Annotated in this window: 2 tRNA genes and 2 rRNA genes (1 of these 4 cut by a window edge); all 4 read right to left on the bottom strand. The window is 58.2% G+C overall.

Annotated elements, in window-relative coordinates:
• Positions 1-503 (bottom strand): 23S ribosomal RNA (locus NW858_RS07575); it reaches 2,306 nt to the left of the window's first position.
• Between the two features lie 178 nt (positions 504-681).
• Positions 682-757 (bottom strand) — tRNA-Ala (locus NW858_RS07570).
• Positions 758-839: 82 nt separating this feature from the next.
• A tRNA-Ile gene (locus tag NW858_RS07565) sits at positions 840-913 on the bottom strand.
• A gap of 113 nt (positions 914-1,026) precedes the next feature.
• A 16S ribosomal RNA gene (locus NW858_RS07560) occupies positions 1,027-2,499 on the bottom strand.
• Together the 16S and 23S rRNA genes with 2 tRNA genes alongside form the textbook arrangement of a ribosomal RNA operon.
• Between the last annotated feature and the right edge of the window lies 1 nt (position 2,500).

The raw sequence follows: 2,500 nt of genomic DNA, 5'->3' as shown, positions 1-2,500 counted from the left end.
CACGGTACTGGTTCACTATCGGTCACGCAGGAGTATTTAGCCTTACGAGATGGTTCTCGCCGATTCACACGGGATTTCACCTGCCCCATGCTACTCGGGATGCGACCGGCGCCTTCCGGCTTTCGGCTACAGGACTTTCACCTTCTTTGGTGCAGCATTCCAACTGCTTCGCCTAGCCTTCCGGCTACCTTTTGGTCGTCCCACAACCCCGCCCAGCCGTAGCTGGACGGTTTAGGCTCTTTCCCGTTCGCTCGCCGCTACTGAGGAAATCACATTTGTTTTCTTTTCCTACGGCTACTAAGATGTTTCAGTTCGCCGCGTTCGCCCCCTTGGCCTATGGATTCAGCCAAGAGTGACAAGGCTTGCACCTTGCCGGGTTGCCCCATTCGGGCATCTGCGGATCACCGCCTTTGTCCAGCTCCCCGCAGCGTTTCGTCGGTAACACGCCCTTCCTCGCCTCTGCGTGCCTAGGTATCCACCGTGCGCCCTTAACTGACTTGACCACAACCACAAACATCGGTGTTCTACCTGCTTCATGCTTCCACTTTCGGAAGCATGACGCTCTCTTGCTATGCAGTTTTCAAAGTGCTGGCCGGTTCAACCCGGCTAAAGACCTGAGCCCACGCTCAACCCTTTAGCCCGATTGTTCACCTCTTCTTCCCCTCAAGGGCAGCCCTCAAATGGTGGAGGTAAGCGGACTCGAACCGCTGGCTTCTGCCGTGCAAAGGCAGCGCTCTACCTACTGAGCTATACCCCCAATCCAGGGCAACCCACTCCCGCTCCCGTCGCCTCACCTCAACCGTCATCCTCAGACTGCTGGGGCCTTGCTGGGGTGACAGTGGGCCATCCTGGACTCGAACCAGGGACCTCACCCTTATCAGGGGTGCGCTCTAACCACCTGAGCTAATAGCCCGCCCCACCAGAACCGTGGTCAACCCTCGCCTCAACCCCGACCAACCTGGGATAACACTTGGACTGCCTACTCGTCTTGAGTGCTTTCGGCTCCGTCCCCAGTAGGTCTCCCTAAAAGGAGGTGATCCAGCCGCACCTTCCGGTACGGCTACCTTGTTACGACTTCACCCCAGTCACCAGCCCTGCCTTCGGCGGGTGCTCCGACTTCGGGCATGGCCAGCTCCCATGGTGTGACGGGCGGTGTGTACAAGGCCCGGGAACGTATTCACCGCAGCATGCTGATCTGCGATTACTAGCGATTCCGCCTTCACGCAGGCGAGTTGCAGCCTGCGATCTGAACTGAGACGCGGTTTTTGGGATTGGCTCCCGCTCGCGCGTTCGCTGCCCTCTGTCCGCGCCATTGTAGCACGTGTGTAGCCCAGAGCGTAAGGGGCATGCTGACTTGACGTCATCCTCACCTTCCTCCGGTTTGTCACCGGCAGTCTCCCTAGAGTGCCCAACTCAATGCTGGCAACTAGGAACAAGGGTTGCGCTCGTTGCGGGACTTAACCCAACATCTCACGACACGAGCTGACGACAGCCATGCACCACCTGTGTCCGCGCTCCCGTAGGCACCCCCACGTTTCCGCAGGGTTCGCGGCATGTCAAGCCCTGGTAAGGTTCTTCGCGTTGCATCGAATTAAACCACATGCTCCACCGCTTGTGCGGGCCCCCGTCAATTCCTTTGAGTTTCACACTTGCGTGCGTACTCCCCAGGCGGGACACTTAACGCGTTAGCTCCGACACTGACCGGGTTGATACGGCCAACGTCTAGTGTCCATCGTTTACGGCTAGGACTACTGGGGTATCTAATCCCATTCGCTCCCCTAGCTTTCGTACCTCAGCGTCAGTTGAGGCCCAGTTGCGCGCTTCCGCCTCAGGTGTTCTTCCCGATCTCTACGCATTTCACCGCTACACCGGGAATTCCCGCAACCCCTACCTCACTCTAGCCGGCCAGTTTCCAGGGCCTTTCCACAGTTGAGCTGTGGCCTTTAACCCCAGACTTGGCCAGCCGCCTACGTACCCTTTACGCCCAATAATTCCGGATAACGCTTGCCTCCTCCGTCTTACCGCGGCTGCTGGCACGGAGTTAGCCGAGGCTTATTCCTGGGGTACCGTCAATCTTCGTCCCCCAGAAAAGAGGTTTACAACCCAAGGGCCTTCCTCCCTCACGCGGTATTGCTCCGTCAGGCTTGCGCCCATTGCGGAAAATTCCCCACTGCTGCCTCCCGTAGGAGTCTGGGCCGTGTCTCAGTCCCAGTGTGGCGGGCCATCCTCTCAGACCCGCTACGGATCGTCGCCTTGGTAGGCCGTTACCCTACCAACTAGCTAATCCGACGCAGGCTCATCCTTAGGTGGATCGCTCCTTTCAGCTTGCGCCTGTATGGGGTATTAGCAGCCGTTTCCAGCTGTTGTCCCCCGCCTAAGGGTAGATTCCTACGTGTTACTCACCCGTCCGCCACTAACACCCGAAGGTGTCCGTCCGACTTGCATGTGTTAAGCATACCGCCAGCGTTCATCCTGAGCCAGGATCAAACTCTCCGTCTTA

The sequence above is a fragment of the Synechococcus sp. H55.10 genome (genome assembly GCF_047502715.1).
Classification (GTDB): Bacteria; Cyanobacteriota; Cyanobacteriia; order Thermostichales; family Thermostichaceae; genus Thermostichus.
This window is presented reverse-complemented; position numbering and strand designations above follow the sequence as displayed.